Origin of the sequence: Pseudomonas sp. BT76 TE3572 (assembly GCF_050435365.1) — a bacterium.
GTDB classification, from domain to species: Bacteria; Pseudomonadota; Gammaproteobacteria; order Pseudomonadales; family Pseudomonadaceae; genus Aquipseudomonas; species Aquipseudomonas fluorescens_W.
The window spans coordinates 2,869,636-2,888,149 of the sequence record NZ_JBNDKE010000001.1; the positions used below are offsets into that span (position 1 = coordinate 2,869,636).

The 18,514-nt window shown below is 59.1% G+C and carries 14 protein-coding genes; 1 reads left to right on the top strand and 13 read right to left on the bottom strand.

The window, feature by feature from the left end:
- Positions 1-89: 89 nt before the first annotated feature.
- From astE to ABH912_RS13225, 7 genes are all read right to left on the bottom strand, one after another.
- The gene (gene astE / locus ABH912_RS13195) at positions 90-1,100 is read right to left on the bottom strand and encodes a succinylglutamate desuccinylase (RefSeq protein ID WP_033056733.1); all 1,011 of its coding nucleotides are present in this window, start codon (positions 1,098-1,100) and stop codon (positions 90-92) included.
- Between the two features lie 12 nt (positions 1,101-1,112).
- Positions 1,113-1,400 carry a hypothetical protein gene (locus ABH912_RS13200; protein WP_033056735.1) on the bottom strand — a complete coding sequence of 96 codons (288 nt, stop codon included), beginning with the start codon at positions 1,398-1,400 and terminating at the stop codon, positions 1,113-1,115.
- A 20-nt stretch (positions 1,401-1,420) separates the two neighbouring features.
- Positions 1,421-2,767 carry an N-succinylarginine dihydrolase gene (gene astB / locus ABH912_RS13205; protein WP_033056736.1) on the bottom strand — a complete coding sequence of 449 codons (1,347 nt, stop codon included), beginning with the start codon at positions 2,765-2,767 and terminating at the stop codon, positions 1,421-1,423.
- Between the two features lie 166 nt (positions 2,768-2,933).
- On the bottom strand, positions 2,934-4,403 hold the full coding sequence (astD, locus tag ABH912_RS13210; RefSeq protein WP_429513102.1) for a succinylglutamate-semialdehyde dehydrogenase: 1,470 nt from the start codon (positions 4,401-4,403) through the stop codon (positions 2,934-2,936).
- Entirely contained in the window at positions 4,400-5,425 is a 1,026-nt protein-coding gene (gene astA / locus ABH912_RS13215) for an arginine N-succinyltransferase (protein ID WP_008154313.1), read from the bottom strand. The genes astD and astA overlap by 4 nt, the downstream gene beginning before the upstream one ends.
- A gap of 95 nt (positions 5,426-5,520) precedes the next feature.
- Complete coding sequence (gene aruF, locus ABH912_RS13220) at positions 5,521-6,540, bottom strand: arginine/ornithine succinyltransferase subunit alpha (protein WP_008154316.1); 1,020 nt, start codon at positions 6,538-6,540, stop codon at positions 5,521-5,523.
- 133 nt (positions 6,541-6,673) lie between these two features.
- Positions 6,674-7,894 (bottom strand): aspartate aminotransferase family protein, encoded by a 1,221-nt coding sequence (locus ABH912_RS13225; protein WP_033056738.1) that lies wholly within the window; start codon positions 7,892-7,894, stop codon positions 6,674-6,676.
- A 287-nt stretch (positions 7,895-8,181) separates the two neighbouring features.
- Here ABH912_RS13225 and ABH912_RS13230 point away from each other — a divergent pair, with 287 nt between their 5' ends.
- Positions 8,182-13,047: a dermonecrotic toxin domain-containing protein gene (locus tag ABH912_RS13230; protein ID WP_429510853.1), complete on the top strand. Its 4,866-nt coding sequence runs from the start codon at positions 8,182-8,184 to the stop codon at positions 13,045-13,047.
- A gap of 32 nt (positions 13,048-13,079) precedes the next feature.
- Here the strand turns inward: ABH912_RS13230 and argR are convergent, their stop codons facing one another.
- From argR to ABH912_RS13260, 6 genes are all read right to left on the bottom strand, one after another.
- Positions 13,080-14,060: a transcriptional regulator ArgR gene (gene argR / locus ABH912_RS13235; RefSeq protein ID WP_429510854.1), complete on the bottom strand. Its 981-nt coding sequence runs from the start codon at positions 14,058-14,060 to the stop codon at positions 13,080-13,082.
- Between the two features lie 245 nt (positions 14,061-14,305).
- Positions 14,306-15,070 (bottom strand): ABC transporter ATP-binding protein, encoded by a 765-nt coding sequence (locus ABH912_RS13240; RefSeq protein WP_008154324.1) that lies wholly within the window; start codon positions 15,068-15,070, stop codon positions 14,306-14,308.
- A gap of 27 nt (positions 15,071-15,097) precedes the next feature.
- Complete coding sequence (locus tag ABH912_RS13245) at positions 15,098-16,210, bottom strand: M14 family metallopeptidase (protein WP_429510855.1); 1,113 nt, start codon at positions 16,208-16,210, stop codon at positions 15,098-15,100.
- Position 16,211: 1 nt separating this feature from the next.
- Positions 16,212-16,910, bottom strand: coding sequence for an ABC transporter permease (locus tag ABH912_RS13250; protein ID WP_008154328.1), 699 nt, complete (start codon positions 16,908-16,910; stop codon positions 16,212-16,214).
- Complete coding sequence (locus ABH912_RS13255; RefSeq protein WP_033056744.1) at positions 16,907-17,596, bottom strand: ABC transporter permease; 690 nt, start codon at positions 17,594-17,596, stop codon at positions 16,907-16,909. The genes ABH912_RS13250 and ABH912_RS13255 overlap by 4 nt, the downstream gene beginning before the upstream one ends.
- Positions 17,597-17,687: 91 nt before the next feature.
- The gene (locus ABH912_RS13260; RefSeq protein WP_033056745.1) at positions 17,688-18,461 is read right to left on the bottom strand and encodes an ABC transporter substrate-binding protein; all 774 of its coding nucleotides are present in this window, start codon (positions 18,459-18,461) and stop codon (positions 17,688-17,690) included.
- Positions 18,462-18,514 lie beyond the last annotated feature (53 nt).

An 18,514-nucleotide genomic window follows, 5' to 3' on the forward strand; every position in this document is an offset into this window, starting at 1 on the left:
ACAAAACCTGTGGTTTGGAGTGAAGCCTTTGGCTTCACTCAAATCAAATGTGGGAGCAGGCTCACTCCCACATTTGTAATGTGTTGAATTCAGGCGAGGTTTTCGTCGGTAGTCGGCACAATCAGGATGCCGGCGCGCAGGCCGTTCTTGACCTTGGGGTTCGGGAAGATGATCCGCGCACCCTCCTCCTCAATGATCCACCGGGTCTGGGCGATGTCTTCGGCCAGCAGGTAACCCACTTCCAATTCCGAAAAGTTCTCAATGTCCGCTGGCAGGTTCAAGCGGAAGCTATCGCTGTGCTTGATGATTTCTCGCGCCACGCTAAACAGCTGCAAACCGTCCAGCGCCTCTTCGGTCTGGGCTGGCTCGTTGCCTTCGATAATCTGTTTGAGGCGAGTTTCCAGCAGATCGACGTTAACCCCATCGTTCTGCCCGAATGGCCGCGCCTTGCCCAACTCGAGGGTAAAGGACTCGGCACCGAGCTTGTCGTAGGTATAGGAACTGAAAACGATGGACGGCTTGTTTTGCAGCAGCACCGCTTCCATGCCAGCGGCACGCAGACGCGCCAGTTCCTGGCGTGAATGCTGACGGCCTTCTTTCCAGGGATACAGAGCGAACTGCTCGATCTTCGAACCGCGAATCGCGGTGTGCAGGTCGTAGTGCAGGCGGTTGCGATCCGGCAGGCTGAAGAAACTCGCCGCCAGCCGCTCCAGTTCACACGCGCGCAGGGCTTCGGAGCCGCTGCTTTGTTCGTGACGGCCGTTGAACAGCCGATTGACGTCCTGCTCGATGAAACGCTCGCCTTTGCGAATCGCTTCCGGGTTACCGAACAGAAACAGAATACGTGTACGCGGCTTCAAGTCGCCGCGGGCGATGTCATGCAACAGACGATCAAGCAACTCGATCGGGGCTGTTTCGTTGCCATGGATGCCGGCCGATAGCAGCAGGTCCAGGCCGTTGTCGCGAGCTTCAGGTGGCCGGACTTCCAGCGCACCTTCGCTCAACCAGCGCATGCGCACGCCTTCGACAGTCAGTTGAGTCTTCTCCGCCGGTTCGCGGCCGGCGAGGGTCAGTTCAAGCAGTTTGCCGAGGGCGAGCATAGAGCGGTTTCCTTAGTGGTCGTGTGCGCAATCCGGGCCGTGCACGTGGTCTTCGTCACCGACTTCAGCCGGTTCCATTTCCAGTTGCAGACTTACCAGATTAGTCGCCAATGGGCGCAAAAGCAGGTTTGCGTACTCAGCGTCACCTTCTTCGACGTCCACGCCGATCAGCAATTGGCCGCGGCCGTCCTGCTGAATCCACAGCTCTTTGCCTTGCCACATGACCGCGACGCGGGTGCAGGAAGTTTCCAGTTGCGTGCCGTCGGTGTCTTCAAGGATCAGCTGCAGGGTATCGCTCATGTTTTTTACGCTCTCGACGTTCAATTGATCTGGAATGGATAAACCGCGCCCAGTTTAAGGATTTGTGTCAGTTCATCCAGTGCCGTCCGGCACTCAAGCAGCAATTGCGGGTCCGCGAGATCGTTTTCGGTCATGCGGTCGCGGTAGTGCTTGTCGACCCATTCGGTCAGCGTGCCGTACAACGGTGCCGTCATGATAACCCCTGGGTTGACGGCCGCCAGTTCGGTTTCGTTGAGCGCGACGCGCAGTCGCAGGCAAGCCGGGCCGCCGCCGTTCTGCATGCTCTGCTTCAAATCGAACACTTTCACTTCGCGGATCAGGCCGCCGGAGCTGGTCAAACCTTGCAGGTACTGCCAGACACGTTCGTTGCCACGGCATTCTTCCGGCACGATCAACAGCATCGAGCCGTCAGGACGCGACAGCAGTTGGCTATTGAACAGGTAGGAACGAACGGCGTCTTCCACGGTGACCGCGGAACGCGGTACGCAGATCGACTGAAATTTCCCACCGACTTTGGCGAGTTTGCTCTGCAATTCGGCCAGCATCTGCTCGGTGTCGAGGAACGCGTCCTCGTGATAGAACAGCACCTCGCCATTACCCACCGCGATCACATCGTTGTGGAACACGCCCTGATCGATCACCGAAGGATTCTGCTGAGCGTAAACCACCCCGTCATCGCTCAAGCCGTGCAGGCGGGCGACCGCCTGGGAGGCTTCGAGGGTCTGGCGGGCCGGGTACTTCTGCGGTGCCGGGTAACGGGTGTCGAATGCGCTGCGACCGAACACGAAGAACTCGACGCCGGCTTCGCCGTATTCACGGCAGAAACGGGTGTGGTTGGCGGCGCCTTCATCACCGAACTGCGCCACGGCCGGCAAGGCGGCGTGGTGAGCGAAGTGTTTCTGGTCAGCGAACATCGCCCCCAGCACGCGACTGGTAGTCGGGTGTTCGATGCTGCGGTGATATTTGCAGTTCAGGTTGGCCGCGGTGAAATGCACACGGCCATCCGCGGTGTCGGCACTCGGACTGACAGTGGCGGCGTTGGCCACCCACATGCTCGACGCCGAGCAACTGGCCACCAGCAACGGCATCGCATCTTTAGCCGCCTGCTCGATCACCTGAGCGTCGGTGCCGCTGAAACCCAAACGACGCAGGGCTGCCACGTCCGGGCGCTCCTGAGGTGCCAGCACGCCCTGTTGAAAGCCCATTTCCATCAGCGATTTCATTTTCGCCAGGCCTTGCAGCGCGGCTTCCTTCGGGTTCGAAGACTGCTGGCTATTGCTCTGGGACGCGACGTTGCCGTAGGACAAACCGCCGTAGTTATGGGTCGGCCCCACTAGACCGTCAAAATTGACTTCATAGGATTTCATCAGCGAGGCTCCACGAGAATCTGTTGTTATAGGCATCAGTAACTAACTGTTCAGTGCGACCGAGTCGCGGCCATCGCGAGCAGGCTCGCTCCTACAGGTTCGGTGGTGTCACACATTTTATGTAAGACACAAATCATGTAGGAGTGAGCCTGCTCGCGATTGGGCGTTACGTCATCTTCACGCCAGGCGTCAAAGCGGTCGGCAAAGTCAGGCTCGGCGTTTCCAGCGAAGCAACCGGGTACGCGCAGTAATCTGCCGCGTAGTAGGCGCTGGCGCGGTGATTGCCCGAGGCGCCGACACCGCCGAATGGCGCGCTGCTCGCAGCACCGGTCAGCTGCTTGTTCCAGTTGACGATACCTGCACGGCTTTCCAGCCAGAACTGCTGATAACGCGCTTCGGAATCCGACAGCAGACCGGCCGCCAGGCCATAGTCGGTGTCGTTGGCTTCAGCGATCGCCGCCTCAAAATCAGCGTAGCGGATCACTTGCAGCAGCGGGCCGAACAGCTCTTCGTCAGGGCGATCAACCACTGCCGTTACGTCCAGAATGCCAGGGGTCAGCAAGGCGGCTTGAGCTTGCGGTTGAGTCATTTCCAGCAATGCTACTGCGCCGTTACCCAGCAGATGTTCCTGCGCATCCATCAGTGCTTTCGCAGCGCCGAGAGAAATCACCGAGCCCATGAACGGTGCTGGTTGCTGATCAAACGCGCCAACTTCAATCGTACGGCTGACCGCCACCAGACGCGTCAGCAGTGTGTCGCCCCAGGCGCCCTGCGGCACCAGCAAGCGGCGCGCACAGGTGCAACGCTGACCGGCGGAAATGAACGCAGACTGGATGATGGTGTAAACGGCAGCATCGAGGTCTGCGACCTGATCAACGACCAGCGGGTTGTTACCGCCCATTTCCAGCGCGAGGATCTTGTCCGGACGACCGGCAAACTGTTGATGCAGGTGATTGCCGGTGCGGCTGGAGCCGGTGAAGAACAAGCCATCGATGCCAGGGTTCGCCGCCAGGGCGATACCGGTTTCGCGGGCGCCTTGCAGCAGGTTCAGCACGCCTGCTGGCAGGCCGGCTTCAATCCAGCATTTAACCGTCAGCTCGGCGACTTTCGGCGTCAGCTCGCTTGGTTTGAACAGCACACTGTTACCGGCCAGCAGCGCCGGCACGATGTGACCGTTCGGCAAGTGACCAGGGAAGTTGTAAGGCCCGAACACCGCGACCACACCGTGTGGCTTGTGGCGCAACACGGCGGTGGCGTCGCCCAGCGGGCCGCTCTTCTCGCCAGTACGTTCGCGGTAGCTCTGCACCGAAATCGCAATCTTGTTGACCATGCTGGTGACTTCGGTCGCCGCTTCCCACAAAGGTTTGCCGGTTTCCTCACCGATGGTTCGAGCCAGTTCGTCAGCGTTGTTCTTCAGCGCGGCGGCAAAGGCCTCCAGCACGGTGATGCGCTCTTCCAGGGTACGTCGGGCCCAGCTCGGGAATGCCTGGCGTGCGGCTTGCACGGCCGATTCAACCTGAGCAGTGGTAGCGCCTTCGCCGGCCCACAGCACCTGTTGGGTGACCGGGTTCAGCGACTGAAAGGCTTCACCTTGGCCGGCCAGCCATTCACCTGCGATGTATAGCGAATTCATTATTTCGACTCCCTGGCAGCGGACAACGGAACGGCGCGCACTTGATCGCCGGCGTTGAGTTGAAGACGTTTGGCAGTCAGTGGGTCGACCACCAGCGTACCGGCGGCGAAACGTGCAGGAGCAGCAGTGATCCGGCAGTCTTCGCGCTTACGGTTATGAATCAGGAACGGAGTGGCGTCGTCACCCGGCGTGCCGATGGCCAGCACCAGTGCCTGGCTGTCGCGCACTGCGCGGATCTTGCCGGTTTCACACTCAACAGCAGGACCGGCGTCGAAGATGTCGACGTAGCCTTGATAGCTGAAGCCTTCGCTTTTGAGCATGGCCAGCGCCGGCTCGGTGTCTGGATGAACCTGACCGATCACGTTGCGTGCATCTTCCGACAGGAAGCAGGTGTACAACGGGAATTTCGGCATCAGTTCGGCGATGAACGCCTTGTTGCCCACGCCGGTCAGGTAGTCAGCCTGGCTGAATTCCATCTTGAAGAAGTGACGGCCCAGGCTTTCCCAGAACGGCGAACGCCCTGCTTCATCGGACATACCGCGCATCTCGGCGATGATCTTGTTGCCAAACAGCTGCGGGAACTCGGCGATGAACAGCATCCGCGCCTTGGCCAGCATGCGGCCGTTGAGGCCGGTGCGGTAGTCGGCGTGCAGGAACAGCGAGCACAGCTCGGAATTGCCGGTCAGGTCGTTGGCCAGGAACAGCGTCGGGATTTCGCGGTAGATGTTCAACTCTTGCGAAGCGCTGACGGTCAGGCCAACCCGGAAGTTGTACCAAGGCTCACGCAGACCAACGGCACCGGCAATAGCGGAGATACCCACCACGCGGCCGTCATCGTCTTCGAGCACGAACAGGTAGTCCGCATCGCCCCGCCCGGCTTCGCCGCGGAAGGTCTTCTCGGCCCAGCCGACCCGATGGGCCAGACGCTCTTCGTTGGCCGGCAAGGTGGTCAGGCCAGTGCCGGTGCTGCGGGCCAGGTCGATCAGAGCGGGTAAATCGCTGCTGCGTACGGGACGAACGATCATGCTATCTCCTCAAACGGGCCGCTTGCGCCACCCGTGAAACTCGCTGCTTTTTAGGCATTCTTTCCAAGCATTTTTGCCAGGCGTAGCAGCGGGTGTTAAACCGCTACCAGGCGCACGCTGGCACCTTCACCGACGCCCAGGGCTTCGGCCGCTTCAAGATCCAGGGTCACGGGTTTGCCCGGCGCGTAATCGAGCTCAAGCAAAACGGCGCGGTAATCCTGCAACTGGGCGTTGGCCACCAGGTACTGACGACCGGCGCCTTTGACCGGCTCGCCGATTTTCACCGGGACTACACGGCTCTGGGCGATCGAACGGATCCCCGAGACACGGGCGTGCAGGGTCGGCCCACCGTCGAAAATGTCGATGTAGTGATCGGTCTCGAAGCCTTCGCGCATCAGGATGTCGAAGGTGATCTGCGCCCGTGGGTGCACCTGGCCCATCGCCTCTTGAGCGGAGTCCGGCAGCAGCGGCACATAGATCGGGTAATGCGGCATCAACTCGGCCAGGAACGTCCGGCTCTTCAGACCGCACAGACGCTCGGCAGCGGCGTAGTTGAGGTCGAAGAAATTACGACCGATGGCATCCCAGAACGGCGAATCACCGTTTTCATCGCTGTAACCGACGATCTCGGTCACCACCGAATCGGCAAAACGCTCCGGATGGCTAGCGACGAACAGCAAGCGACCACGGGAGTTGAGCTCCGACCAGGCCGATCCCACCAGCTCCGGCAGCACGTAGAAACTGGTCAGCAAACTATTGCCAGTCAGGTCGTGGCACTGGGAGAGCACGTGGATCTTGTTGTGAATCTTCAGCTCGCGAGAGGCGTGCACAAAGGTTTCATTTCGGAAGCTGTAGAACGGCTCGGAATAACCGGCCGACGCAACGATGGCCGAGCAGCCCACCAGTTTGCCGGTGGCGGTGTCTTCGAGGACGAAGAAATAGCTCTCTTCACCGTTGAAGCTGACTTCGGCGGCGAACGAGGCTTCGCTTGCTGCGATCTTGTCGCTCAGGCGTTCAACGTCATCCGGCAAGGAAGTGACACCAATCGGGCTGTCCGCAGCCAGACGCTGTACCTCGCCCAGATCAGCCATTTGCGCGGGGCGCATCACCAGCATGGTGTCACTCCTTACTTAACTTCAGGTTGGCGATTTGCGCCAACTCGGGGAAAAAAATGCCGGGCAGGCCCGGCACAGGAAAATTGTCTCAGCGCCTATCTATAACGATAGGCGCTGAGGAGCACTGCATGAATCAGGCTTGAGTCAGTTTCGCCGCCGCGCGCTCGAAACGATCCAGACCGGCATCGATATCGGCGTCTTCAACCACCAGGCTTGGCGCAAAACGAACCACGTCCGGACCGGCTTGCAGAATCATCAGGCCTTCTTTTTCAGCGGCGTTGAAGATGTCCTTGGCCTTGCCTTTCCAGGCATCGTTCAGCACGCAACCGATCAACAGGCCCATACCACGGACCTGGGTGAACAAGCCGTACTTCTTACCGATCTGTTCCAGACGGGCCTTGAACTTGTCGTGCTTGGCGTTGACGCCGGCCAGCACTTCAGGGGTATTAACCACGTCGATCACAGCTTCAGCGACAGCGCACGCCAGCGGGTTGCCGCCATACGTGGTGCCGTGAGTGCCGACGACCAGGTGTTTGGCCAGGTCTTCGGTGGTCAGCATCGCGGCGATCGGGAAACCACCGCCCAGGCTCTTGGCGCTGGTCAGGATGTCCGGGGTCACGCCGTAATGCTGGTAGGCGAACAGCTTGCCGCTGCGGCCCATACCGGTTTGCACTTCGTCGAAAATCAGCAGCGCGTTGTGCGCGGTGCACAGTTCACGGGCGCCTTGCAGGTATTCGAGTTCGGCCGGGATGACGCCGCTCTCGCCCTGGATCGGCTCCAGAACCACAGCGCAAGTCTTGTCGGAAATGGCGGCTTTCAGCGCGGCCAGATCGTTGTACGGCACGTGGGTGATACCGGTGATCTTCGGACCGAAACCGTCGGAATACTTCGACTGGCCACCGACGTTCACGGTGAACAGGGTACGGCCGTGGAAGCTGTTGAGCGCGGCGATGATTTCGTACTTCTCGCTGCCAAAACGATCGAAACCGACGCGACGGGCCAGCTTGAAGGCGGCCTCGTTGGCTTCGGCCCCGGAGTTGCAGAAGAACGCGCGATCAGCAAACGTAGCGTCGATCAGCTTATGCGCCAGGCGCAAGGCCGGCTCATTGGTGAAGACGTTGGACACATGCCACAGCTTGTTCGCCTGCTCGGTCAAGGCAGCGACCAGCGCCGGGTGCGCATGGCCCAATACGTTAACGGCAATCCCGCCGGCGAAGTCGATCAGCTCGCGGCCAGACTGGTCCCAGACGCGGGAACCGGCGCCACGAACAGGAATGAAAGCGGCAGGCGCGTAGTTGGGAACCATTACCTGGTCGAAATCGGCGCGTTGTACCGCAGCGTGCTCAACGGACATCGGAGTCTCCTGATGAGGAACACTCGCCTGAAACTGGCGAGCGATGGGGGGATTGTAAGGACAGTTTTCAGCCCGGCCTTGCCGCCAAGCGACAACTTCTTATAGCGCAAACCCCGGTTTCAGCCGGGTTTACGGCAATGCGACATATAGCGTCGCAAAGGCGCAGTTTAAACTGCCGGCACAGGTTATAGGCAGGGTTGTCGAGCGGTGCGGTAAATATGTACCGCACGGAACCGATCATCGTCTGTTTTGCTGGCGGCTCATCCAAAACGCTAAGGGAATAGCGCATGAGCCGATACGAGAACGATCGCCTTTCCACTACTGGGGACAGTGAATCCGCTACGCAGCCGGACGATCACTACCATCACCTGTTCAACAATCTGCCAGCCTGGGTATTAGAAGCATCGTCCAGCACACACCGCGCCCTTAAGACCGCTACGCTGATGACGCCGGACTGGCATGCCACCGCAACACCCCAGCAGCACCAGTCGCTGAAAAAGATCACTCAGGAACACTGGACCCATCGAAATCGTCTGGACTCAATGCTGTCGAAGCTGCAAAGCGCGCAAGCCTTTGCCGAACCGCTGCTGAGCGACGCCCTGAAAGCCCGGTTTGACCTGAATCTGGACGTCAAAACCACCTTTCTGCGCCTGTACATCCCTCAGACCGTGGCGCTTTTCGGAATCAAGTCTGGCGCCGCGCGCACCTGGACCGTGTCGATGCTCGACGCCGCCCTGCATAACTTTCAGGAATCGGAAACAGCGGCAGGGGCTTACGAGTCAGCCTCGACGTTCATCACCCAACCTTCACCCACAGGGCAGTTCGATACGCTGCCGGCGGTCAAGCAAAAGCTCACTATCCCGGCCTTTGTCCGGTTATGCCGGGAACTGGATATCGGCGCCCGGTACAACGCTTACCTCAAAGACAATCTGGGGCTCTCCAACCCGGTGGCCGGTGCGGTGTTGAAAACGAAGGTGATCGGCTCACACAAAACAGCACTCCAATCTGCGCTGCAGATGGCGCAAGTCCGAAAGGATATTCCAGCGGATGCCCATCTCTCGATCCTGCGCATTCTGCAAGGGCGTTCGGGTGCTCGACTGGATGGGCAGCCGCTATATGGCCACGACCTGACAATGATGTCCTCCTCGCTGACCGGCATTGTCGTTTTCGCGGCGAGCCTGGAGCGCGCACGCACGGCAAAACGGATCATTGCCTACATTCCCGATGATCCAGAGCATCCTCTCAAGGAATACCCGAATACGTTGGCGTTCATGGCCGAGCTGACCCGAAAACTGCGCTCGCCCGCTTATCAAACGTTCTTCAGTCGTTTCGTCGACCACAAGGAAAGAGGGCATTTTTTCGCGGACCTCAACCGTCGCCTCCAGAGCGTGACCTGGCATCAACACCGACAGGGCGACCCACTGCCGAGCTGGCGCGAAACGCCCATCGACAAGCCTGATTTGCGGTTTTCGGCGATCCCGTTCAGAGCAGACCTGTGGAACCATCTCTATCAACGACAGCTGAACAAGATCCTCAACGATGCAAGCACGCTTGCCGTCTCCACCGCCACCGCCGACAGCAACGCGCGATGGGCATTGTGGAATGCCTTCAGCAAAGTGGCCTCAACGCTCCTTGAAATCGCGACATTCGTTGCGTTGCCTTTCGTCCCGTTTCTCGGCGAATTGATGCTGGGCTACATGGCCTACCAGTTACTCGACGAAACCTTCGAAGGCATAGTGGACCTGGCTGAAGGGCTTAAAACAGAAGCGTTCGGGCATCTGATGACGTTCGTCGAAACAGTAGTTCAGGTGGGGACATTTGCGGTGGGCGGCGCCATCGCTGCCCGCACCCTTAACCATCTGCTCTCTCGTGAAGTTATTGCGCTTGTCGACCCACTCAAACCCGTCACAACGCCCGAAGGAAAAACCCGCTACTGGAAGCCGGATCTCAAGCCTTACGAACGAGCACTCATTTTGCCGGAAGGAGCAATACCCGATCATCTCGGCCTCTATCAAAACAAGGGCAAGATGCTGCTGCCACTGGAGGAAAAACTGTTTGCCGTGAAGCCCGACCGCGTGTCAGGCACATTTCAGATTGAGCATCCGAACCGAACTGATGCCTATCAGCCGCCTCTGCTGCATAACAACCACGGTGCCTGGCACACAGAACTGGAGCAACCGCTGAACTGGGACCGGGAAAAGGTCATGCGCCGCCTCGGCCATAGCGTCGAGTCGTTCACCAACGCCGAGCGCGAACAGATCCTGCGGGTCAGCGGTTACCACGACAACGCAGTGCGCGAAATGCATGTCGAACATTATCGCCCGCCTTCGCTGCTGACAGACACGATCAAGCGCTTCAGGATCAACCGGGACATCGAAACCTTTATCGAACAGATCGGCAGCAACCAACCCGAGCGCTATCGCAAGGCCGATCTGATCCTGCAACACCAATTGCTGACCACCTACGACGACTGGCCTGCCAACACGCCAATGCCGGCACCGGAAACCCAAACACAAGCCTTCAGAAAACAAACGGCCGAACTTGCCCTGAAGCATCACAAATCGCTGTTCGATACACGCTATCGCGCGCAGGAGAAAGCCGGCAACGCGCAGGTCCAGCGACTGCTCGACGACGTGCATGGATTGCCGGCCGATGTCGCGCAAGAGCTAGTGAGCAATGCAACCGGGACCGAGTTACGCCAGTTGCACAACGGTCGCTCGCCCCAGCGGCTCAAGGAAGCAGCACTCAAAGCCATGGAGGCCGTACGCGCAACCAGAGCCTGTGAAGGCCTTTACTCCGACGCTCTGGACAACACCGACACCCACCGACTGGCCTTGCAAAGCCTGAATTCGCTGCCCGGTTTTCCCGCCGAGCTGCGTATTGAAGTGAGGGATTATGCCCATGACGGATTTGTGCGCGACAGCATTGGCCAGTCCGATGCCCCGATCGTGAAAACACTGGTGCGCGCGGAAGACGGCACTTATCAGGTTTATCAAGACAGAGAGTCAGTGCCCGGTGATTTTTATCAGGGACTTTTTAAGGTGCTGCCGCCAGCACAGCGCAATGCGCTGAACCCATCTATCGCAAATGCTCAGTCGCTCAAAGTACGCATCGCCGAACATGCATTGAACCAACCGGCACTGCGCAAGTTGTTCGCAAAAAATCCCCATCGAAAACCGTTCTACGACCCGACGACCATGCGCTTGCCCGGCGGCACAGAGGGTTACAGGCGCAGTTACGCCCCGACGCCATCCCTCAACGACCGTGTTCGCGAGGTTTATCCCAGTCTTTCCGAGGAGGAACTCCAGTCTGTTGTTCTCCAGTTACAAACGCATCCCGATGGCGCGCACATGGAGCTCTCACGCCTGTCCAGCGAGCTCTCGCGACTGCATCAGGACCTGAACAACTGGATAGATGACTCGCCCACTGTTCACCCGCAAACCCGGGCCCCTCTGAGCGATTTGGAACAACAGGCCGCTCGACACAACCGTAGGCTGCTGGCCCAGGAAATCCAGCGCAGCTGGCGTCGACAATCAGAGCGGGACTTCGATGGCCCGATTGACACGCCGCGCTACACACTCAGATTTGCCGAGCCGATTCTTGGCGATCTACCGACGCTGACGGCCGACTTCCCCCATGTGTCATTGCTGTCCCTTGAAGGCAGTCATGCTGTGCAGGGCGTTCCCGAGTTTCTTCAGCGCTTCAACAGTTTGCGTCGCCTCGATTTAAAACGCTTTTCCCTGACCACCCTCCCCGAGGCCATTCCTCAAATGACGGACCTTGATGCGCTGGTGTTAAGCGATTGCGCAATCAGGTTCGATGCAGCCAGCTGGTCGAAGCTGTCTTCATTGAACAAACTGGTCATGCTGGATCTGTACCAGAACCTGTTCACTATGGTGCCCAGTGTCGAATCCATGCCTGAGCTTGTTCACCTGGACTTGAGCCGTACCGGTCTGACCGATATTCCCGACAGCGTAGTTCGCCACCCTAAACTTGATACTGCCAAGCTGCTGCACAACAGGATCAGTGAGCTGCCTTCGCAATTATTCGAAAGCCCCGTGTACACCAAACACGCACTGCACCTGACGCACAATCCGCTTTCGGATAACGCCCGACAACTGATCAAGCATCACTACTTCGACAGCTCATACGATTTGGGTATCTACGCCCCAGAGGCGGACATCAACCGAGTCAGGGCGCTGTACCCGAACCTGGAGGTCGAACAGGCGAGCGAGTTTGTCTATGAATTGCCAGGCACCCTGGCAGACGGCCGGGTCGAGCTGACAAACCTTGAAGCGGAGTTGGCACAACTGAGCAACGACTTGGCGGCATGGACCGCCAACCTTCCGGCCCAACACCCGTTGACGGGTGAACCATTCACCGCCCAACAACAATTTGTCGAGCACATGAACCGCGACCAGTTCAAACAGACACTGGAGCAGTGCTGGCGGCATGAAAGCGAACTGGATGATTTCAATGAGGCGCTGGAGCCCACCTATGACCTCGTTTTCGAGTCCTACATCAACGGCGACCTGCCTACCCTGAACGCCGACTTCAGTCATGTGACATCGCTGCAGTTACTCAGCGTGAACGGAGTGACCCGCGCCGGGCATTTTCTGGAGTCTTTCCCCAAACTCAAAAGCCTCAGGCTTCGCGCCTGCAATCTGGGCAATATTCCTGAAGCGGTGTTCAAGATGGGGCAACTGCGGACGCTGTCGATCCCTGAATGCCGGGTCAGACTGTCAGCGGAATCGGCAAGTGCGCTGGCGGGAATGGAACAGCTCGATTATCTCGATCTGGCTCACAACCCCTTGGGACAAACGCCTGACCTGAGTCAGATGACGGAGCTCGCGACCGTACGGCTGAATGACACCGGTATCAGCGAAATACCGCACGGCCTGCTGCAAATGACAGAGCTGGACTGGGCCGACCTCAGTGACAACGCCATCACCGAAGTCCCCGGCGACGTGCTGGAACTGCCGGTGGAAATCGCTGAGAACATCAGTTTTCGAGGTAATCGGTTTTCCGAAGAGAGCCTGCTACGACTGATCAGCTACTTCGAACAGACGGGCATGGACTTTGGCGTGGAAGAGGTAATCAATCGAGGAGAGATGGGCATCTCGACTTCCGAAGGCTCCGACATGGAGGAATAGATCAGCCTTCAGCAGGTGGCGTGGTTGCTCAGTCACCCACGCTCCGACGGCACCGACGACAATTCGAACGGGCTGCTGCTGCGCCGCTGGTTGCGATCTTCCCGCGGCGTGGCACCGAAGAAGTTGCGGTAGGCGCTGGAGAAATGCGGCCCTGAAGAGAAGCCACACGACAGGCCAATCTGGATGATCGACTTGCTGGTTTGCATCAGCATCTGCCGGGCCTTGTTCAGGCGCAGTTCCAGGTAGTACTGGCTCGGCACACGGTTGAGGTATTGCTTGAAGATCCGCTCTAACTGCCGACGGGACACGCACACATGCTGGGCGATTTCGTCGGTGGTCAGTGGCTCTTCGATGTTGGCTTCCATCAGCAACACGGCTTGCGTGAGCTTCGGATGGCTGGAACCGAGACGGTTCTGCAGCGGAATTCGTTGGCGTTCGCCGCCCTCACGGATGCGCTCGACCACCAGTTCTTCCGACACCGCGCCGGCCAGTTCTGCGCCGTGATCACGGGCCAGCACGGCGAGCAGCAAGTCGAGTACCGACAAGCCGCCGCACGCGGTCAGGCGATCGCGATCCCAGTCGAACAGGTGACTGGTGGCGATGACTTTCGGGAAGCGTTCGGTGAAATCGTCCTGCCAGCGCCAATGCACGGCAGCACGATAACCGTCGAGCAAACCCAGTTGGGCCAACGGGTAAACACCGGCAGACAAACCACCGATCACGCAGCCAGCACGCACCAATTGTTTCAGCGAACTGCTGAGCGCCGGCGCAAGTGCGGTCGGCGGCTCATCGGCGAGCAGGAACAGTTTCTGGAAGTTTTCGAGCTTGCCGGCCCACGGTTCACCCGGTAATTGCCAGGCGCCTTCGGTCGGCGGTTCGGCCTGCAAAAACGACAGTTCGTAGACAACGTCCGGATGCACACGCTGGGCAACACGCAAGGCCTCCTCAGCCAGCGCAAGCGTCAGTGCTTTAGTGCTGGGCCAAATCAGGAAACCAATTCGATGGGCAGTCATGGGTGAGCGATCCGAAGCGAAGAACAGTGATGAAGGCATGGGCCAATGCTAGCCCGGAAACGAACACAAATCTCAAAACCGGCACAGATCAACTGTAGGAGCTGTCGAGTGAAACGAGGCTGCGATCTTTTGATCTTGAAAATCAAAGTCAAAAGATCGCAGCCTTCGGCAGCTCCTACAAAGGGTTGGGGCCGGCCTCTAGGTTGCGAAGCATGCACTATCCCGGTGCACAACGGCAGTCTTGATTACTTCAGGCTGCCCGAGAGGAATTGTTGCAAACGTTCGGACTGTGGATTGACCAGTACCTCACGCGGGTTGCCGCTTTCTTCGACGACACCTTTGTGCAGGAACACCAGCTGGTTCGACACTTCACGGGCGAAGCCCATTTCGTGCGTCACCACCACCATGGTCCGGCCTTCCAGCGCCAGGGCCTGCATGACTTTCAGCACGTCGCCAACCAGTTCCGGGTCGAGCGCCGACGTCGGTTCGTCGAACAGCATCACCTCAGGTTCCATCGCCAGCGCACGGGCAATCGCCACACGCTGCTGCTCGCCGCCGGACATATGGCCCGGGTAAGCATCTTTACGATGAGCCACACCGACCTTGTTCAGGTAGTGCTCGGCCTTCTCGCGGGCTTCGGCCTTGGACATGCCTAGCACGTGGACCGGCGCTTCCATGATGTTTTCCAGCGCGGTCATGTGCGACCACAGGTTGAAATGCTGGAACACCATCGACAGGCGCGAACGCATGCGTTGCAGCTGTTTCGGGTCGGCCGCCTTCAGCGCGCCGTCCTTGTTGGCGACCAGTTTCAGCTCTTCGTTGTTGAGCAGAATCTTGCCCGCGTGCGGCTGCTCCAGCAGGTTGATGCAACGCAGGAAGGTACTTTTGCCGGAGCCACTGGAGCCGATGATGCTGATCACATCGCCAGCCGCCGCTTTCAGGGACACGCCCTTGAGCACTTCGTGACTGCCATAGCGTTTATGCAGGTCTTGGACTTCAAGTTTGTACATGCGGTCGGTTCTCACAAAAACAGTCAGTCAGTCGTTGAGCAAGCGCCCGTGACGCAGCGCTTCGCGCCCCGCCACCTTGGCCAGCCAGAAACCGGGTTGGGCATAACGCAGCCGTTCAATGGCAAACAGCACCCCGGACGTACCAGCACACACCGTGCTGACCCGATCCGATAACGGATCGATCACTTCGAAAATCTCATCGCCGGCTTCAATCCATTCACCGGGTTTACGCAAGAAACTGATCACGCCAGGGTGTGGCGCAAACAGCAATTCGGTGCCTTCGAACGGCATGCCTTCGCAAGCGTCTTGCGCCGGTTTTGGCCATTCACCGCTGATCAAGCCTTGCTCGGCGAGGAACGCCAGAATGCCTTCGGCGTAAGCGCAGGCTTCAGCGCGACCGGTATCGGCTTGACCACCTAATTCAATGGTAGTCGCCAGGCAGGCCAAGGGAATCTGCGCATCAGGAAACAGACGCGACAGACGCAACCACGGCAGCGAACAGGCTTCGTCGAAGGAACTGCCGCCGGAATCTTCCGCCAACAACCCCACCTTCACATCCAGGTGCGCGGCCAACGAACGCCATTGCGGCCAGTGTTGCGGCAAGGCGTACATGTGCAGCGCCGCTTCGGCATCGCAATGCAGATCCAGCACCACATCAGCGGTGCAGGCATGGCTGAGCAAAATGCGCTGCATGCCTTGCAACTGACTGGCGGCTGGCGGCAATGCAGCCAACGCATCGCTCATGGCCTGACGGATCAGCTGAATATTGGCGTGCGGATCATCACCCAGGTGCCCTTCCAGCTCGGCGGCCACTGGCGCGCTCAGCTCGACGAAATCCCGGTTGAAGTTCTTGCCGCTGCCCGCCTCAAAACGCCCTTGATGATTGCCTTGCAGCAGTTGACTGAGGCCCAGTGGATTGGCCACAGGCACCAGTTCGATCACACCGTTGAGCAAGCCTTGGGCTTCGAGTTCGGTCAGGCGCTTCTTCAGCTCCCAGGCCACGCGCATCCCCGGCAATTCATCGGCGTGCAGGCTGGCCTGAATGTAGGCCTTACGCTCGCCACTGCCGAAGCGGAACACCGAAATCTGGCGTTCGCTGCCCAAGTGGTTCCACGGCAATGAATGATCGATGCGTTCCATATCAGTGCTTCCGCGGGGCCAGATAGCCCAGCCAGCGGCGCTCGGCCAGTTTGAACATCCGCACCAGAATGAACGTCAGGCACAGGTAGAACACGCCTGCGGTGATGTAGGCTTCGAACGGCAGGTAGAACTGCGCGTTGACCGTGCGTGCGGCACCGGTGATGTCGATCAGGGTCACGATGGACGCCAGACTGGTGGTCTGCAGCATCATGATCACTTCGTTGCTGTACTGCGGCAACGCCCGGCGCAGGGCCGACGGCAGCAGGATGCGCTTGTACATTTTGTAGCGCGACATCCCCATTGCCTTGGCCGCTTCGATCTCACCGTTCGGTGTGGCGCGCAGGCTGCCGGCGATGATTTCAGCGGTGTAGGCACTGGTGTTGATCGCGAAGGCCAGGCACGCACAGAACGTCGCGCTGGACAGCCACGGCCAGAGGAAGCTTTCACGTACCGCTTCGAACTGCGCCAGACCGTAGTAGATCAAGAACAGCTGCACCAGCATCGGTGTGCCGCGGATCACGTAGGTGTAGAGCCAGGCGCTCATGTTGACGGCCGCGTTTTTCGAGACGCGCATCAAGCCCAGCGGCAAGGCGCACAGCAGGCCGAAAAACAGCGACAGCGCGAGCAATTTGAGGGTGGTCACCAGGCCGCCGAAGTACAGCGGCAGGGCCTCCCAAATGACGTTGTAGTCGAAGATCATAGATCAGCCGCCCTTACGCCTACCGAGTAGCGCTTCTCAAGGTGACGCAATGCCAACAACGAGACGCTGGTAATCACCAGGTACATTGCCGCCACTGCGAGGAAGAAGGTGAAAGGCTCGCGGGTGGCATCTGCCGCCTGCTTGGCCTTGAACATCATGTCTTGCAGACCCACCACCGAAATCAGCGCGGTGGCCTTGGTCAGGACCAGCCAGTTGTTGGTGAAGCCCGGAATCGCCAGGCGAATCATCTGCGGCACCAACACCCGGAAGAACACCTGAAAACTGCTCATGCCGTACGCCATGCCGGCTTCTGCCTGACCTTTCGGGATCGCCATGAAGGCACCACGGAAGGTTTCCGACAGGTACGCACCGAAGATGAAGCCCAAGGTGCCGATACCGGCGGCCAACGGGTTGAGATCGATGTACTCGTCAAAACCGAGCAGCGGCGCGACGCGGTTGAGCAGGTCCTGACCACCGTAGAAAATCAGCAGGATCAGCACCAGGTCGGGAATCCCGCGGATCACCGTGGAATACAGGTCGCCCAGCCAGGCCAGCCAGCGAATCGGGGACAGACGCAGCGCAACGCCGATCAGACCCAGAACAATGGCCAAGACCATGGACGACAAGGCGAGCTGAAGCGTCAGCCATGCGCCATCGAGGATGACAGCCCCGTAGCCTTTCAACATGATTCAGGTCCTCGAAAAGGGGGATGAAAAAATGGCGCAAACCTCAGAGATCCTGTTGCTTGCGCCATTTCGGACTTGTCGCCGGGACGTGTTACTTGCCGTAGATATCGAAGGCGAAGTATTTGTCCTGGATTTGCTTGTACTTGCCGTTCTCGCGAATGGCGGTGATCGCGGTGTTGACCTTGTCTTTCAGCGCGTCACCCTTGCGAACTGCGATACCCACGCCGTCGCCGAAGTATTTGACGTCGGTGAAGGCCGGGCCAACGAAGGCGAAGCCTTTGCCAGCGTCGGTTTTCAGGAAACCGTCATCCAGCAGCGTAGCGTCTGCCACGGTGCCGTCGAGGCGGCCAGCAGCCACGTCGAGGTAAATTTCGTTCTGCGAACCGTAAGGCTTGATCTCGGCACCCAGCGGGGCCAGGACTTCACGGGCGAAACGCTCGTGGATCGAACCACGTTGCACGCCGATGTTCTTGCCCTTGAGCTCAGCCAGGCTGTCGCTGACTGGAGTGCCGGCCTTCATGACCAGGCGAGCCGGGGTGTTGTAGTACTTGTTGGTGAAGTCCACGGACTTCTTGCGGTCTTCAGTGATCGACATGGACGACAGGATCGCGTCGATCTTGCGCACTTTGAGTGCCGGGATCAGACCGTCGAACTCTTGCTCGACCCAGACGCACTTGACCTTCATCTCTTCGCACAGAGCGTTGCCGATGTCGTAGTCGAAACCAACGATGCTGCCGTCCGGCGCTTTGGAAGCGAACGGAGGGTAAGCCGCTTCGATACCAATTTTCAGAGGCTTTTCATCGGCGAATGTCGGCAGGGACAGCACGGACAGTGCCAGGGCGCCAAGCAGCACGAGTTTCTTCATCTTGGGACTCCATCGGTAAAGGGCTAAAACGGCAGAGTGAGCGACAGCCCAAT